Raw genomic sequence first — 14905 nt, 5'->3', positions numbered from 1 at the left:
ACATGAATGATTTACAGATCGACGACATCAAGACCGACGAAAATGCTGCCATGGTGTTGCTGGTCGACGACCAGGCCATGATCGGCGAAGCCGTAAGGCGTGGCTTGGCCCATGAAGAAAATATCGACTTCCATTTCTGCGCCGACCCACATCAGGCCATTGCCCAAGCGATTCGCATCAAACCGACGGTGATCCTGCAAGACTTGGTCATGCCGGGGCTCGACGGCCTGACGCTGGTGCGCGAATACCGCAATCATCCGGCTACGGCGAATATTCCGATCATCGTGCTTTCGACCAAGGAAGAGCCCTTGATCAAGAGCGCGGCGTTTTCGGCCGGGGCCAATGATTACCTGGTCAAGCTGCCGGACAACATCGAGCTGGTAGCGCGCATTCGCTATCACTCTCGCTCTTACATGACCCTGTTACAGCGGGATGCAGCGTATCGTGCATTGCGGGTCAGCCAGCAGCAACTGCTCGACACCAACCTGGTGCTGCAGCGGTTGATGAACTCCGACGGCCTTACCGGGTTGTCCAACCGCCGCCACTTCGACGAATACCTGGAACTGGAATGGCGCCGCGCCATGCGTGACCAGACCCAGCTGTCGTTGCTGATGATCGATGTGGACTTCTTCAAGACCTACAACGACAGTTTTGGCCATGTCGAGGGCGACGAAGCGCTGCGTAAAGTCGCTGCAAGCATCCGCGAAGCGAGCAGTCGTCCTTCGGATTTACCGGCGCGTTACGGCGGTGAAGAGTTTGCGCTGGTGTTGCCCAATACCTCGCCGGGCGGTGCACGGCTGGTAGCGGAAAAGCTGCGCATGGCGGTGGCGGCGCTGAAAATCCCGCACATTGCCCCGGCAGAAGGCGCGAGCCTGACCATCAGCATCGGCCTGTCGACCCTGACGCCGGTGCAGGGCTCGGATTGTCGGCAGCTGATCATGGCGGCGGACAAGGGGTTGTACACGGCCAAGCATAATGGGCGCAATCAGGTGGGTATTGAGTGACCTGAGGTCGCGCCCAATTCAATCTGGGAGGGTCTTGGATTGTGTACAAATCCTGCCTTTTCGGCTAAGCGGACTGCCGTTTCCAGCCGTTTGTCGTTATACTCGTCGGCTTTCAAAAGTTCGCCAACGAGTGCTGCCCGCCATGGAAATCAACCCGATCCTTAACACCATCAAGGACCTGTCCGAGCGCTCCGAAACTATTCGGGGGTATCTTTGACTACGATCAAAAGCATGAGCGTCTGACTGAAGTCAATCGCGAGCTTGAAGATCCGGCTGTCTGGAACAAACCTGAATACGCCCAGGAACTGGGCCGCGAGCGCGCTGCGCTGGCGCAGATCGTCGACACCCTCGACGAATTGAACACCGGTCTGGGCGATTGCCGCGACCTGCTGGACATGGCTGTTGAAGAAAACGACGAAGGCGCAGTGGGCGATGTCGTCGCCGAGCTGGCCCGTCTCGAGGAAAACCTCGCCAAGCTTGAATTCCGCCGCATGTTCAGCCACGAAATGGACCCGAACAACGCCTACCTGGATATCCAGGCCGGTTCCGGCGGCACCGAGGCCCAGGACTGGGCCAACATCCTGTTGCGCATGTACCTGCGTTGGGCTGACAAGCGCGGTTTCGACGCCACCATCATGGAGCTGTCGGCCGGTGAAGTCGCCGGTATCAAAGGCGCGACCGTGCACATCAAGGGTGAATACGCCTTTGGCTGGCTGCGTACCGAAATTGGCGTGCATCGCCTGGTGCGCAAGAGCCCGTTCGACTCCGGCAACCGTCGCCACACGTCGTTCTCCGCGGTGTTCGTGTCCCCAGAGATCGACGACAAAGTGGAAATCGAGATTAACCCGGCCGACCTGCGAATCGACACCTACCGCTCCTCCGGTGCCGGTGGCCAGCACGTAAACACCACCGACTCGGCCGTACGTATTACCCACGTACCGACCAACACCGTGGTCAGCTGCCAGAACGAGCGTTCCCAGCACGCGAACAAGGACACCGCCATGAAAATGCTGCGGGCCAAGTTGTACGAGCAGGAAATGCAGAAGCGCAACGCTGCTTCCCAGGCGCTGGAAGACACCAAGTCGGATATCGGCTGGGGTCACCAGATCCGTTCGTATGTGCTGGATGCGTCGCGGATCAAGGATCTGCGCACTAACATCGAGCGCAGCGACTGCGACAAGGTGCTCGACGGTGATATCGACGAATACTTGGAAGCCAGCCTGAAATCGGGGCTTTAAACCGTAAGCCAAGACCTTAAGTCCCCTGCCTCCGGCGGGGGCAACGAACCTGTGATGGAATTTCAAAAGACATGAGCGACCAACAACTCGACCTGCAAGCCCTGCAACAGGAAGAAAACTCCCTGATCGCCCTGCGCAAGGAAAAGCTTGCTGCCGAGCGCGCCAAGGGCAATGCCTTCCCGAACGATTTCCGCCGTGACAACTACTGCGATGCCTTGCAGAAAGAGTATGCGGACAAGACCAAGGAAGAGCTGGCAGAGGCTGCAATCCCGGTCAAGGTGGCAGGTCGCATCATGCTCAACCGTGGCTCGTTCATGGTGATCCAGGACATGACCGGTCGCATTCAGGTTTACGTCAACCGTAAAACGCTGCCCGAAGAAACCCTGGCCTCGGTGAAAACCTGGGACATGGGCGACATCATTGCAGCCGAAGGCACCCTGGCGCGTTCCGGCAAGGGCGACCTGTACGTTGAAATGACCAGCGTGCGTTTGCTGACCAAGTCGCTGCGCCCGCTGCCGGACAAGCACCACGGCCTGACCGACACCGAGCAGCGTTATCGCCAGCGCTACGTTGACCTGATCGTTAACGAAGACGTGCGTCAGACCTTCCGTGTGCGTTCGCAGGTTATCGCGCACATCCGCAGCTTCCTGATGCAGCGTGACTTTCTGGAAGTGGAAACGCCGATGCTGCAAACCATCCCGGGTGGTGCCGCAGCCAAGCCGTTCGAAACCCACCACAACGCGCTGGACCTGGAAATGTTCCTGCGTATCGCGCCGGAGCTGTACCTCAAGCGTTTGGTGGTTGGCGGCTTCGAGAAGGTGTTCGAGATCAACCGTAACTTCCGTAACGAAGGCGTCTCGACCCGTCACAACCCTGAATTCACCATGTTGGAGTTCTACCAGGCGTACGCCGACTACGAAGACAACATGGACCTGACCGAAGAACTGTTCCGCGAGTTGGCGCAGCTGGTGCTGGGCAGTACCGACGTGCCTTACGGCGACAAGGTGTTCCACTTCGGCGAGCCGTTCGTGCGTCTGTCGGTGTTCGATTCGATCCTCAAGTACAACCCTGAGCTGAGCGCTGACGACCTGACCGACATCGACAGGGCCCGCGCCATCGCCAAGAAAGCTGGCGCCAAGGTGCTGGGCTTTGAAGGCCTGGGCAAACTGCAGGTGATGATTTTCGAAGAACTGGTGGAGCACAAGCTGGAGCAGCCGCACTTCATTACCCAGTACCCGTTCGAAGTGTCGCCGCTGGCGCGTCGCAACGATGACAACCCGAACGTCACCGACCGTTTCGAGCTGTTCATTGGCGGGCGCGAAATCGCCAACGCCTACTCCGAGCTTAACGATGCGCAAGACCAGGCGGAGCGCTTCATGGCGCAGGTGGCCGACAAGGACGCCGGCGACGACGAAGCCATGCACTACGACGCCGACTTCGTCCGCGCGCTGGAGTACGGCATGCCGCCGACGGCCGGTGAAGGTATCGGTATCGACCGGTTGGTGATGTTGTTGACCAACTCGCCGTCGATCCGCGACGTGATCTTGTTCCCGCACATGCGGCCACAAGCGTAGCCGTAGCGAAACCCGAAGCCGCCTTTTATAAGGCGGCTTTTTTATGTGGCGTAAACAAGCGTCAAGCGAACAGCGCCAGGGAATCGGTGATCGTTCTCCCGCTCTGCGTGGGAGCGCATCCCGTGACGCTCTGCGTCACAACCTGACGGCATTTCCACGCAGAGCGTGGAACGATCATTTATCGGTCTAAAAGGAAGATCTGTCGTGAACCGCGTAATGGCTCAAGAAGGCGCCGCCGGCATTGCTGCTGCCGTGGCTGAAAGCGTCCAGTACCAAGGCCGTAAGGCCAGCCGCCGAGGCAGCGAGCAGCGCAGGCAGGATATTCTCGATGCGGCCATGCGCATCGTAGTGCGCGACGGCGTACGTGGGGTACGCCATCGCGCGGTGGCGGCAGAGGCCGGCGTGCCGTTGTCGGCCACTACCTACTATTTCAAGGATATCGATGACCTGCTCACCGATACCTTCGCCCAATACGTCGAACGCAGCGCTGCCTTCATGGGCAAGCTGTGGGTACGTAACGAAGGCCTGCTGCGTGAGATGGTCGCCTATGGCGATGGCAGCCCGCAGTCGCGTTCGCAATTGGCCGATGACATTGCGCGGCTCACCGCCGACTACGTGCTGCGCCAACTGACCAACCGTCGCGAATACCTGATGGCCGAACAGGCCTTTCGCCAAGAAGCCTTGCTCAACCCGCGCCTGGCCGAACTTGTGCGCTCACACCAACAGATTCTGCTGCAGGGCACGGAGCAGTTTTTCCGGGTATTAGGGTCTCGCGAGCCGCAACAGGATGCCAAAGTGTTGACGGCGATTATCAGTCGGATGGAATATCAGGGCCTGCTTGGCGGCCCAGAGCCTCTGACCGGTGAAGAGATGCTTGAGATCCTCAAGCGTTACATGCATTTGGTGTTGGCCTCGGTCTGACACCGGGGGGTATCTGATGAAAGCCTGGCGTGTCGCGCTAATCGCCTTGTCGTTCCTATTGCTCAGCGGTTGCCTGGTGACCTTCAAGGAACCGCTGCCGGCGCGCGAATCAGCGCCGGATGCCTTGCTCGGGCATTGGTCGAGCAAGAATGCCTGGGGCGAACCGCTCAACCTGCAGATCACCCGCGCGGGTGAGCACCGTTATAGAGCCGTGAGCTACCCTAAAGCCAAGCCGGGCCAGCGCGATGAGTACCTGTTTACTGTCTCGCGCCATGGCAGCCGTTGGTATTTGTCGGCGCCGTTGCCGGACCGGCTTGGCGGGCATTTCATCCTTGCAGGCTTTGATTTTGAAGGTGAGGGCGACAAAACGCCTGAATTGGTGGTCTACAGCCTCGACCTTGAGCAAATCCATCAAGCCATCGGCCAAAAGCTTTTACGTGGCAGCACCGTGGACAGCGTCGAAGGCGCTGGTGTGCTGGTCGACAGCCCCTTGGACCAGGTGTTTGCCTACCTGGATGACCCGGCCAATGCCGATGTGTTCGTTGAAGCCGTGCGCTACCAGCGTGCGCGTAAATAACGTTTAAAGAGGAAGCACCGGGTGGACGATTACCAGCAGACGATACGCACCTTGTCTGATCGCATTGTGCTGGCGCAAACACCGATTCGTGTCCTCGACGCTGTGAAGTGGGACGAGAACATTCGCCAGGGATTCCTCAAAGCCAAGGGCAAGGCCATGCCCGCCGTTGACCGTGATTATTACCTTAACCGGCCGCTGTCGTTTGACTCCAGCGCGGTCAAGCTGGAGTTTCAGAACATCGAGCGCGACATCACCCGCCAGCTTGGCCAATTTAATCCGGTCGGGCAGATCATGCGGCGCATGTGCAAGGAATACCGCATGGTGGTGCGCATGCTCGAAGCGCGCGGCACCGAGGACTTCGGCCTGATCTCCCAAGAGTTGTACGGCGCCGCCTCCGATGCGTTTCACGCTGGCGACCCAACCCTGGCTGACCTCGGCCTGATGCTCTCCGACTACCTCAACAACATCGACGGCCGTGGCGACCTCAAAGACGAAGCCAAGACCTTGACCGCCAAGGATGCCGTGGCGTTGCTGCAAACCCGCCTGAACAAAGTGTTTGGCGAGGCGCAAGAAACCATTCGGGTATTTGAGTCCGACGGTATCGTCGCCGATGCGGCGGCGGGTGCCGACTACATCAAGATCCGCGCCGACGCGATGTTCAACGACCGCGATGTGCGCGCGCTGGAAGTGCATGAAGGCCTGGTGCACGTCGGCACCACGCTCAACGGCCAGAACCAGCCGATCTGCACCTTCCTGTCCAAGGGCCCACCCTCATCGACCGTGACCCAGGAAGGCCTGGCGATTCTGATGGAGATCATCACCTTCGCCTCCTACCCGAGCCGCCTGCGCAAGCTGACCAACCGCACTCGCGCTATCCATATGGTCGAGGAGGGTGCCGACTTCTTGCAGGTGTTCGAATTCTTCCGCGAGCAAGGCTTTGAAATGGCCGAAAGCTACGGCAATGCCAGCCGGGTTTTCCGTGGTTCAACGCCGACCGGTCTGCCATTCACCAAGGATTTGTCCTATCTCAAGGGCTTTATCATGGTCTATAACTACATCCAGCTGGCCGTGCGCAAAGGCAAACTGGAACAAGTGCCGCTGCTGTTCTGCGGCAAGACCACCCTGGAAGACATGCGTACCCTGCGCCAATTGGTGGATGAAGGCCTGGTGGTGCCGCCCAAATACCTGCCCGAACAGTTCCGCGACATGAACGCCCTGGCGGCGTGGATGTGCTTCTCCAACTTCCTCAACCATTTGAGCCTGGACCGGATCGAGGCGGATTACTCCAACATCCTTTAGGCGATATTCCTGAAGAAACCGGGTCAAAAATGTGGGAGCAGGCAAGCCAGCTCCCACATTTGATCTTCATGGGTTTCAAAAACTTTTTTCCAACCTGCTCACGAGGCTTCAACGGATGAGAATCCTCGGCATTCTTTGCCTGCTACTCACATTGAACGGCTGCAGCTCGCTGTTGTTCTACCCCGAACCTGGCCTGCCATTCACGCCGGACAAAGCTCACCTGCAGTACCGTGACGTTACGCTCACCACCGCCGATGGCGTAAAACTTCACGCCTGGTGGCTGCCGGCCAAACCCGGCGTGCCGCTCAAAGGTACGGTGCTGCATCTGCATGGCAACGGCGGCAATCTGGCCTGGCACCTGGGTGGCAGTTGGTGGTTGCCGGAGCAGGGTTATCAGGTGCTGCTGCTCGACTATCGCGGCTATGGCCTCTCGGAAGGTAAACCGTCGTTGCCGGCGATCTATCAGGACATCGATGCGGCGTTCAGCTGGCTTGACAAAGCCCCCGAAACCCAAGGCCAACCGCTGATTGTGTTGGGCCAAAGCCTGGGCGGCTCGCTGGTGGTGCATTACCTGGCGGCGCACCCGGAGCGTCAGTCTCGGCTCAAGGCGTTGGTGCTGGACGGCGTGCCCGCCAGTTATCGTGACGTAGGACAGTTCGCGCTCAGTACCTCCTGGTTAACATGGCCGTTTCAAGTGCCCCTGTCCTGGCTGGTGCCTGACGGCGACAGTGCGATCAACGCCATGCCGCAACTGACCGGCGTGCCGAAGTTGCTGTTTCATAGTGTGGATGACCCGATCGTGCCGCTGGCCAATGGCATCCGCCTGTACCAGGCCGCACCACCGCCAAGGGTGCTGCAACTAACCCGTGGCGGGCACGTGCAGACGTTTGCCGACAAGACCTGGCAAACCGTGATGCTGCGTTATCTAGACGATCCGCAGCACTTCAACGGCCTGCGCCGCTTGGGGGAAATCCCCAACTACCCGAACCCTAAAGTTGATTCATCAGAGAGCCCGCAATGAGTGAAGAACGCAACATGATCCCGCTGATCCTCACCGGCATCGGCACTATCATCGGCACCGTCGGTTGCCTATGGTTCTATGGCTACTTGCATTTCGCCAAGCCGGAAGATGCGTTGCTGCTCAGCGATTTCACCATGCTCAAGACTGTGCCGGGAGAGGACTACAAAATCTCACTGACCCCAGCTGCGCAAGTGGCGCAATGCGTCGACGGTGTGCTGGTCATGTTTGATACCGAACAGAAAGGCTTGAGCGGTGTGTTGGTGAACAACAAGAAGCAAGCCGTTCGTTGCATGGGCCAGGAGACGCCACAACTGCAGGAGTAGCTCAATTCGCCTGATTACGGAAATATCTGGAACCGTATTGCGTAAGACGCCACTGAATGACTTGTCAGTGTTGCTGATAGTTAACTTACGTATAACGACTCTGGAGTGTGATCATGATTGGCGGAATTGGCGGAATTGGCGGAATTGGCGCGATAAATAAGATATTGGAAATGGCTCGGGGCGCAGCACAGCTGGGCCAGGGCGACGAGCAAGGTGCGCAGAAGCAAGAGAAACAAGACCCGATGAAAATGCTCATGGATATGTTGTCGAAGTCAGCAGGCGGTGCTCAGGGCGGCGGGTCTGAGGGTTCTGAAGGCCAGATGGATGCAAAGAAACTTGAGAAAATGATGGCGGGTCGCCAAGGCATGGAGGCCATGATGCCTGCCGACGATAGCAGCCGCAAAGTCGACGTTTGATAGATAAAAAAACCCACCAGCAGGTGGGTTTTTTTATTCAACTTCAATCAATCAGTAAGCGACGGAAGAGCGTGGCTTGACTGGCTGGTTGTCGTTGGAGATGGTCACTTCAACGCGGCGGTTCATGGCACGGCCCGAAACGCTGCCGTTGTCGGCAACCGGGTATTCCTTGCCGTAACCCTGGGTCACGATGCGCGAGATATCCACGCCCTGTTGCGCCAGTGCACGTTGTACCGAAGCTGCACGACGCTCGGACAGGCTCTGGTTGTACGAGTCGGAACCGGTGCTGTCGGTGTAGCCTTCGACGATCACTTTACGGTCCGGGTTATCACGCAGGAACTGCGCCAGCTTGGTGATGTTGACCAAGCCGCTGGATTTCAGATCGGACTTGTTGGTGGCGAACAGCACGTCACCGAACGTCACCAGCGTGCCGCGGTCGGTCTGCTTGGCGTTCAAGCTGTTTTGCAGTTGCTTGATTTGCGCGTCACGGGCGTCCAGCAGGGCGCGGGCACGTTCGTCGCCGGCATTTTTCAGCTTGGCTTCGGATTCGCGCAGCGAAATGGTGTCTTTCGCCACTTCAACGCGCTGGTTGGTCAGGTAGGCCAGTTGGTCGACCTTCTTCTCGTCTTCCTTATCGCGGTAGGCCTTGTCAGCCTTGTCCAGCCATTCGCTGGCGTCCTTGGTTTCCAGCGCCGCAAGCTTGGTCGCTTGTGGGTTGGTTTGCAGGGCCGAGAAGTTGGTCCGTGCGTTTTCCAGGTTCGCGTTCGGCGGGGTGGAGCAAGCCGCCAAGGCAACGCTCATCGCCAGCAGGGCAGGGATCATCAATTGTTTACGCATAGTCGTGTCGTCCTTTCAATTCGATTTCGGGTGCAATGCAATCAGAGGCGGCGGCTTATTGCTGCTTCATAACAGCTGGGCGCATGCCTTCTTGACGCAGCTCCTGAACAGCTTTCTGGGAGTCCTTCACAGCCTGTTCGGCTTTGGCAGCCTGAGATTTGCGCTCAGCGACGCGAGCGTCCCACTCTGCCTGCTCAGCCAATTGGCGAGCCTTATCGTAGTTCTTGTCATGCATGGCGATTTCGGCTTCTTTGAGCTTGTCCTGAGCCGACTTCATTTCAACCGCTGCGTACTCGGTGCCACCGGCGCTGACCGCGCTGTTCACCGCAGATTGGGTCACAGCGTACTGCTCGGTCGGAGGGTTGCCGGCGCAGCCCGCCAGGACGAAGCTGGTGCCGATTGCCAGCGCGGCCAATTTCAGCCCGCGCAGGTGGTTAAACGAGGACTTGGCAGTGCTGGTCTTCATCGTCTTCAACTCCATTATGTAACTCCTGAAAAACATCAAAATCCACGTCACTGGTCAACGGTTTCGGCCTCGGCGGTAAAGCTCGAAAGCCCCTTTCAAACGACCGTTCCAAGTGATGGCTTACTGGCTGTGACCGGAGGCTTTTTTCAAAAGTTCAGAGAAGATGGCGATTTGCCTAAAAAAATATCTGACTGAGTGGTCAATGTTTGAAAGTTGGAACTTTTGCCGCGCCCAGGGGTATTCCGACCCTCTGAAAGGCCCGGAATATTTGGGCTGGATCAATTCTGGTGGATGTTTATCAGTGCTTCTGTTCGTCAGCGCTTACCGATAAATCATGCAGATAGCGACGTGACAGCGTCAGAAAGCGGGGCGTAGGGCCGACGTCTTCATACAAGGGATCACCTTCTTCATCGGTGGCGATTACATGCTGGCCCTTGATGTAAGGGAAGCTGGCTTCCAGCTCTTCGAGGGCGGCGCCGATCAGCTCGCCGAGCAGTTCTTCGGTGTGGCGCTTGGGGTACATCTCGGCAATGGCGGCCAGCCGTGCGGCCGACTCCACGTCCAGATGAATCGCGTACTCGGTTTTGGTCAAGCGACCCTTGGCGTTCTCTTCCCAATGCTGGGCCAGTTCTCGGATTTTCATGGCAACCTCAGTAAGCCCACGATGGCAGGCGGTGATGAGTGTCCAGTCAGATGCGTGGATAACGTGCTGACTCACAGTTGAGACTAGCTGCAAGTCACAAGGTTTAAAGTGTCTTGTCAGAAACCGATGCGGGCGGCACTCTGGAACACCTGCGCGTCCCGGAATTCTGGCTGGAGATTGGCTGATGAGTGATATCGATGCACGCTTGCGTGAGGATGTTCACCTGCTGGGTGAGCTGTTGGGCAACACCATTCGAGAGCAATACGGCGATGATTTTCTCGCCAAGATCGAGCAGATCCGCAAAGGCGCCAAGGCCGACCGGCGTGGTGCGGTAGCCGAGCAAGCCGCCGGTGAGGAACTCAGCGCCAGCTTGAACCAGTTGCAGGAAGGCGAGCTGCTGCCGGTGGCAAGGGCTTTCAACCAGTTCCTCAATTTGGCCAACATCGCCGAGCAGTACCAGTTGATCCACCGGCGCGATGAGTCACAACCGGCCCCGTTCGAATCTCGCGTATTGCCGGAGTTGCTGGCCCGCCTGCAAAGCGAAGGCCACAGCAACGAATCCCTGGCCCGCCAGTTGGCGCGGTTGGAGATCGAACTGGTCCTCACCGCCCACCCGACCGAAGTGGCGCGCCGCACCCTGATCCAGAAATACGATGCGATTGCGGCGCAGTTGGCGCTGCAGGATCACCGCGACCTCACCACGGCCGAGCGTGAACAGATCCGCGCACGCCTGCAACGGTTGATCGCCGAAGCCTGGCACACCGAAGAAATCCGCCGCGTGCGCCCGACGCCGGTCGACGAAGCCAAATGGGGCTTTGCGGTCATTGAGCATTCGCTCTGGCATGCCATCCCGAATTATTTGCGTAAGGCCGACCAGGCTTTACACGCTGCGACTGGCCTGCACTTGCCCTTGGAGGCGGCGCCGATTCGCTTTGCTTCGTGGATGGGCGGCGACCGTGACGGCAATCCGAATGTCACTGCGCCGGTCACCCGTGAAGTGCTGCTGTTGGCACGCTGGATGGCGGCCGATTTGTATTTGCGCGACATTGATCACTTGGCCTCCGAGCTGTCGATGCAGCAGGCCAGCCCGGCGTTGCACGCCAAGGTTGGCGATAGCGTCGAGCCGTATCGCGCCTTGCTCAAGCAACTGCGTGACCGCCTGCGCGCTACGCGTCAATGGGCGCATACCTCGCTGACCGCCAGCACCCCGGCGCCGGTTGACGTATTGCAGAACAACCGCGACCTGCTCGACCCGCTGGAGCTGTGCTACCAGTCACTGCACGCGTGCGGCATGGGTGTGATCGCCGATGGCCCGCTGCTCGATTGCCTGCGCCGCGCCGTGACCTTTGGCCTGTTCCTGGTGCGCCTGGATGTGCGTCAGGATTCCAGCCGACATTCATCGGCCATGACCGAAATTACCGATTACCTGGGCCTGGGCCGCTACGAAGACTGGGACGAAGAGGTGCGCATCAGCTTCCTGACCAAGGAGCTGGCCAATCGCCGACCGCTGCTGCCGGGTTACTTCAAGCCGTCGGCGGAGACTGCCGAGGTGTTGAACACCTGCAAGGAAATCGCCGCCGCGCCCGCTGCGTCGCTTGGCTCTTATGTCATATCGATGGCGGGTGCCGCCTCCGACGTGCTGGCGGTGCAGTTGCTGCTTAAAGAGTCGGGCGTGCAACGGCCGATGCGCGTGGTGCCGCTGTTCGAAACCCTGGCCGACTTGGATAACGCCGGGCCGGTGATCGAAACCCTGTTGCAATTGCCAGGCTATCGCGCACGGTTGCAAGGCCCGCAGGAAGTCATGATTGGTTACTCGGACTCAGCCAAAGACGCCGGCACTACCGCCGCTGCGTGGGCTCAGTACCGGGCGCAGGAACGTTTGGTGGATATTTGCCGCGAACAACAAGTGGAATTGCTGTTGTTCCACGGTCGTGGCGGTACCGTCGGCCGTGGCGGCGGCCCGGCGCACGCGGCGATCCTGTCACAACCGCCGGGTTCGGTGGCGGGGCGTTTCCGTACGACCGAACAGGGCGAGATGATCCGCTTCAAGTTTGGTCTGCCGGACATCGCCGAGCAGAACCTCAACCTTTACCTGGCCGCCGTTCTGGAAGCCACGCTGTTGCCGCCACCACCACCTGAGCCCGCCTGGCGCCATTTGATGGACGAATTGGCGGCAGACGGTGTCAGCGCCTACCGCGCCGTGGTGCGGGAAAACCCGCAGTTCGTCGAGTACTTCCGTCAATCCACCCCAGAGCAGGAGCTCGGGCGCTTGCCGCTGGGCAGTCGCCCGGCCAAACGCCGTGCGGGTGGTATTGAAAGCTTGCGCGCGATCCCCTGGATCTTCGGTTGGACCCAAACCCGTCTGATGCTACCCGCGTGGCTCGGCTGGGAAGCGGCATTGAGCAAGGCCTTGGAGCGCGGCGAAGGCGAGCTGCTGGGGCAGATGCGCGAGCAGTGGCCGTTCTTTCGCACCCGCATCGACATGCTGGAAATGGTGCTGGCCAAGGCCGATGCTGACATCGCGCGTTTGTATGACGAGCGTCTGGTGCAGCCTGATCTACTGCCATTGGGTGCGCACTTACGCGACCTATTGTCGCAGGCGTGCAGCGTGGTGCTTGGCCTGACTGGCCAGTCGCAACTGCTGGCCCATAGCCCAGACACACTTGAGTTCATCCGCCTGCGCAACACCTACCTCGACCCGTTGCACTTGCTGCAGGCCGAGTTGCTGGCACGTTCGCGTCAGCAGGAAGCTGTCCAAGACAGCCCTCTGGAACAGGCACTGCTGGTGTCCGTGGCCGGTATCGCAGCCGGTTTGCGCAACACCGGCTAAGGTTTCTTGCGTGTTCTCAAAGGCTTGCGGATAAACCATGACGGCCGCCCTGAAAAGGGCGGTCGGCGTTCAAGGGGCAGGGTTGCACTCAGTCACCCCCGACCTGTAACGCATGCGCGGCGTGGGTTCCTGCGACTTTCGGCGGCTTGTATGGATAGGGCCCGCTGTGTATCTTGATCAGCCTTTGGCCGTTTCATCGGCCTAGACCCACATTTTTACGAGATTGGCCCCACGCGGCGAATCCGAGCGTCATCTCTATAAAAAATTGAGGAGCACATCGATGCGCGTCATTCTGCTGGGAGCTCCCGGGGCCGGTAAAGGTACTCAGGCAAAGTTCATCACTGAAAAATTCGGCATTCCACAAATTTCCACCGGTGACATGCTGCGCGCTGCCGTCAAGGCCGGCACCGAGCTGGGCCTGATCGCAAAAAGCGTGATGGACAGCGGCGGCCTGGTTTCCGATGACCTGATCATCAACCTGGTCAAGGAACGCATTAGCCAGGAAGACTGCAAGAATGGCTTCCTGTTCGACGGCTTCCCACGCACCATTCCCCAGGCTGAAGCCCTGGTGAAGGCCGGCGTAGAGCTGGACGCTGTGGTTGAAATCGCGGTAGAAGATGAAGAAATCGTGCAGCGTATTGCTGGCCGTCGCGTTCACGAAGCCTCGGGCCGCGTGTACCACATCGCCTACAACCCACCTAAAGTGGCAGGCAAAGACGATGTGACCGGCGAAGACCTGGTGCAGCGTAAAGACGATACTGAAGAAACCGTGCGTCATCGCCTGTCGGTCTATCACTCTCAGACCAAACCGCTGGTGGATTTCTACCAGAAGTTGTCTGCTGCGAACGGCAAGCCGAAGTACAGCCACATCGAAGGTGTGGGCTCGGTTGAAGCCATCACCGCCAAGGTGTTGCATGCTCTGAGCTGATTCAGCGATCAGCTTCACGTACAACGGCCCGCTTGCGGGCCGTTGTTGTTTATACTGGCGCACTTTTTTCGACTTGGACACCCACACCCATGAGCACCCTGCTGGCCCTGGACACCGCGACTGAAGCTTGCTCCGTTGCCTTGCTGCACGATGGCAAGGTAACGAGCCACTACGAGGTGATCCCGCGCCTGCATGCGCAGAAGCTGTTACCCATGATCAAGCAACTGCTTGAAGACGCGGGCACCACGCTGTCTGCCGTCGACGCCATTGCCTTCGGCCGTGGCCCCGGTGCGTTTACCGGTGTGCGTATTGCCATCGGTGTGGTGCAGGGCCTGGCCTTTGCGCTGGAGCGCCCGGTGTTGCCGGTTTCCAACCTGGCAGTGCTGGCTCAGCGCGCGCTGCGTGAGCACGGCGCCTCGCACGTCGCGGCGGCCATCGATGCACGCATGGACGAAGTCTATTGGGGTTGCTATCGCGAGACGGCTGGCGAGATGCGCTTGGTGGGCGTGGAAGCGGTGCAGTCGCCGGAGTCTTCTGTACTGCCAGATGATGCCAGCGCAGACTGGTTCGGTGCCGGTACTGGCTGGGGTTATGGCGAGCGCATCGGTGTGAAGCTGGCTGGCCAGGACGCTGCGATGTTGCCTCATGCGCAAGACTTACTGACCTTGGCGCGCTTCGCTTTTGAACGCGGCGAGGCGATTCCTGCCGATCAGGCAGCGCCGGTTTATCTGCGCGATAAAGTCGCTCAAACCAAGGCTGAACGCGGCCTTTAACTGTGAAGAGGGAGCAAGTTCTCTCGCCACATTAAGTGCGGCCTACCAAAAAACC

General features: G+C 59.1%; 15 protein-coding genes. 12 read left to right on the top strand and 3 right to left on the bottom strand.

Annotation, left to right across the window (positions count from 1 at the left end; all coding sequences use genetic code 11):
* The first annotated feature begins 2 nt into the window (after positions 1-2).
* The 9 genes from FW764_RS13345 to FW764_RS13305 all read left to right on the top strand — a co-directional run bounded on the left by FW764_RS13345 (position 3) and on the right by FW764_RS13305 (position 8373).
* The gene (locus tag FW764_RS13345; RefSeq protein ID WP_446434324.1) at positions 3-1004 is read left to right on the top strand and encodes a diguanylate cyclase; all 1002 of its coding nucleotides are present in this window, start codon (positions 3-5) and stop codon (positions 1002-1004) included.
* A gap of 142 nt (positions 1005-1146) precedes the next feature.
* Positions 1147-2242 (top strand): peptide chain release factor 2 gene (gene prfB, locus FW764_RS13340; RefSeq protein WP_096236834.1). Its coding sequence is split into 2 segments (ribosomal slippage): positions 1147-1218 and positions 1220-2242, totalling 1095 coding nucleotides; the frame shifts between segments, so codons are not numbered across the junction.
* A 71-nt stretch (positions 2243-2313) separates the two neighbouring features.
* A complete protein-coding gene (gene lysS, locus FW764_RS13335) occupies positions 2314-3816 on the top strand; it encodes a lysine--tRNA ligase (RefSeq protein ID WP_446434323.1) in 1503 nt (500 codons plus the stop codon).
* Positions 3817-4020: 204 nt separating this feature from the next.
* The gene (locus FW764_RS13330; RefSeq protein WP_446434322.1) at positions 4021-4737 is read left to right on the top strand and encodes a TetR/AcrR family transcriptional regulator; all 717 of its coding nucleotides are present in this window, start codon (positions 4021-4023) and stop codon (positions 4735-4737) included.
* Positions 4738-4753: 16 nt separating this feature from the next.
* A complete protein-coding gene (locus FW764_RS13325; RefSeq protein WP_446434321.1) occupies positions 4754-5314 on the top strand; it encodes a hypothetical protein in 561 nt (186 codons plus the stop codon).
* Positions 5315-5335: 21 nt separating this feature from the next.
* The gene (locus FW764_RS13320; RefSeq protein WP_446434320.1) at positions 5336-6613 is read left to right on the top strand and encodes a flavohemoglobin expression-modulating QEGLA motif protein; all 1278 of its coding nucleotides are present in this window, start codon (positions 5336-5338) and stop codon (positions 6611-6613) included.
* Positions 6614-6728: 115 nt separating this feature from the next.
* Positions 6729-7634, top strand: a complete 906-nt coding sequence (locus tag FW764_RS13315) for an alpha/beta hydrolase (RefSeq protein ID WP_446434319.1) — start codon at positions 6729-6731, stop codon at positions 7632-7634.
* Positions 7631-7957, top strand: a complete 327-nt coding sequence (locus FW764_RS13310) for a hypothetical protein (RefSeq protein WP_010212625.1) — start codon at positions 7631-7633, stop codon at positions 7955-7957. The genes FW764_RS13315 and FW764_RS13310 overlap by 4 nt, the downstream gene beginning before the upstream one ends.
* Before the next feature lie 113 nt (positions 7958-8070).
* Positions 8071-8373 carry a hypothetical protein gene (locus tag FW764_RS13305; protein ID WP_446434318.1) on the top strand — a complete coding sequence of 101 codons (303 nt, stop codon included), beginning with the start codon at positions 8071-8073 and terminating at the stop codon, positions 8371-8373.
* Between the two features lie 51 nt (positions 8374-8424).
* Here FW764_RS13305 and FW764_RS13300 read toward each other — a convergent pair whose 3' ends face one another.
* From FW764_RS13300 to FW764_RS13290, 3 genes are all read right to left on the bottom strand, one after another.
* Positions 8425-9210, bottom strand: coding sequence for an OmpA family protein (locus FW764_RS13300; RefSeq protein ID WP_446434317.1), 786 nt, complete (start codon positions 9208-9210; stop codon positions 8425-8427).
* 55 nt (positions 9211-9265) lie between these two features.
* Entirely contained in the window at positions 9266-9691 is a 426-nt protein-coding gene (locus tag FW764_RS13295; protein WP_083359841.1) for a DUF4398 domain-containing protein, read from the bottom strand.
* Positions 9692-9974: 283 nt separating this feature from the next.
* Positions 9975-10319 carry a pilin assembly protein gene (locus tag FW764_RS13290; protein WP_446434316.1) on the bottom strand — a complete coding sequence of 115 codons (345 nt, stop codon included), beginning with the start codon at positions 10317-10319 and terminating at the stop codon, positions 9975-9977.
* A 184-nt stretch (positions 10320-10503) separates the two neighbouring features.
* Between FW764_RS13290 and ppc the strand changes: the two genes are divergently transcribed.
* The 3 genes from ppc (at position 10504) to tsaB (ending at position 14850) form a co-directional block, all read left to right on the top strand.
* Positions 10504-13149 (top strand): phosphoenolpyruvate carboxylase, encoded by a 2646-nt coding sequence (ppc, locus tag FW764_RS13285; RefSeq protein ID WP_446434315.1) that lies wholly within the window; start codon positions 10504-10506, stop codon positions 13147-13149.
* 280 nt (positions 13150-13429) lie between these two features.
* Positions 13430-14077 (top strand): adenylate kinase, encoded by a 648-nt coding sequence (gene adk / locus FW764_RS13280; RefSeq protein WP_083359838.1) that lies wholly within the window; start codon positions 13430-13432, stop codon positions 14075-14077.
* An 89-nt stretch (positions 14078-14166) separates the two neighbouring features.
* Positions 14167-14850, top strand: a complete 684-nt coding sequence (tsaB, locus tag FW764_RS13275; protein ID WP_446434314.1) for a tRNA (adenosine(37)-N6)-threonylcarbamoyltransferase complex dimerization subunit type 1 TsaB — start codon at positions 14167-14169, stop codon at positions 14848-14850.
* The last annotated feature ends 55 nt before the right edge of the window (positions 14851-14905 follow it).

It is taken from the genome of Pseudomonas sp. 1152_12, assembly GCF_052850675.1.
Note: the sequence above shows the minus strand (reverse complement) of the source record. Positions and strands in the feature narration are given on the sequence as shown.